This window comes from Streptomyces sparsus (genome assembly GCF_054776295.1).
On the sequence record NZ_BAAHCA010001227.1, the window covers coordinates 1 to 1,194 of the forward strand.

Genomic DNA, 1,194 nt, shown 5'->3' on the forward strand with positions numbered 1-1,194 from the left:
CGACGTCCGGCGGGACTCGACGACTGGTCCGCCCGGCCCTCGCGCGCCGACTAGCGTCCCGGCGTCCGGACGCGCGCCCACGGTCCGCCCTGCCCCGCTGCCCCGCCCACGTTCACCGGCCCGTGCGCACCTGCTCATACGCACCGGCCCGTGCGGTCAGCCGCCGTCGAGAGGGCGGGTGTCAGTCCAGGGCGGTGTTCTCACCGCGGTGACGACGGCCGAGGGGGAAGCGGTGCGCGGAGTGCAGGGCGTTCACCCCCACGATGCCGAGCCAGGCGATGATCAGGCCCAGCCGGCCCGCGTTCACCGCGGCGATCGCCGAGAGCGGGATGGCCAGCACCAGCGACATCGCCGCCAGTCCGAAGGGCGAACCGAACCCCTCCGACTGCTCACCGTCGGGTGAGCGCCGTGAACCGCGCGAGGCGACCACCATCTGCTGCTCGGCCAGTTGGCGACGCACCCGTTTGTCGATGGTCGCTTCCATGCGCTGGTCCACCTTCTCCAGGAAGGAGTCGACCAGTTCGTTCTCGTACTCGGGCCCGAGTTCCTTGCGGGTCTGCAAGGTCGCGTCGAGTTCCTTCTTCAGCTCTGGGTCAGGGGCACTCATGGCCGTCACGCTACGGACGCCGCCGAGCCAGGGCACTGGGGTTAGCCCCCCACTTGCCCCTGTGTATGGAGTCATGCAGAGTCAGGGTCTTCTGAATGATCGCCGCGAACCGCACGGTGCGAGCGATCCGAACGATCCGGATGATCCGAATGACTCGGATGAGTGCGACGAGGGGCGAGGTGGGCGGCATGGGCGGCGCAGGGGCGCGGCTGCAGAGTCTCTTCGAGGGGCACCGGCTCACGCCGACGCAGCGCCGCATCGCGCACTGCATGGTCCGCCGGGCCGGGGACGCGCCGTTCATGTCCAGCGTGGAGCTGGCGGAGCTGGCCGGGGTCAGCCAGCCGTCGGTGACGCGCTTCGCGGTCGCCCTCGGCTTCGACGGCTACCCGGCGCTGCGCCGACACCTGCGGGAGACGTCGCCCGGCGTCGAGGACGCGGCGGACGCCGCCGCGGCCCCCAACGAGTACCAGCAGGCCGTGCACGCCGAGATCGAGAACCTGCGGCTGCTCGCCGCCCAGCTGGCCGAGCCCGCGCCCGTCCTGACGGCCGGGCGGCTGTTGGCCGCGTCCCGCCCGCTGCCGGTGCTC

The 1,194-nt window shown here is 72.0% G+C and carries 2 protein-coding genes; one reads left to right on the top strand and one right to left on the bottom strand.

The genetic code is table 11. From position 1 onward, the window contains the following. Positions 1–181: 181 nt before the first annotated feature. The gene (locus ACYVE9_RS27560) at positions 182–607 is read right to left on the bottom strand and encodes a hypothetical protein (RefSeq protein ID WP_461030611.1); all 426 of its coding nucleotides are present in this window, start codon (positions 605–607) and stop codon (positions 182–184) included. A gap of 158 nt (positions 608–765) precedes the next feature. Here ACYVE9_RS27560 and ACYVE9_RS27565 point away from each other — a divergent pair. Continuing rightward, a partial coding sequence (locus ACYVE9_RS27565) for a MurR/RpiR family transcriptional regulator (RefSeq protein WP_461030612.1) occupies positions 766–1,194 on the top strand: 429 nt, incomplete at its 3' end.

Coding starts and splice junctions, on each gene's coding strand:
- ACYVE9_RS27560 (WP_461030611.1), bottom strand. CDS start 607: ATGAGTGCCCCTGACCCAGAGCTGAAGAAGGAACTCGACGCGACCTTG.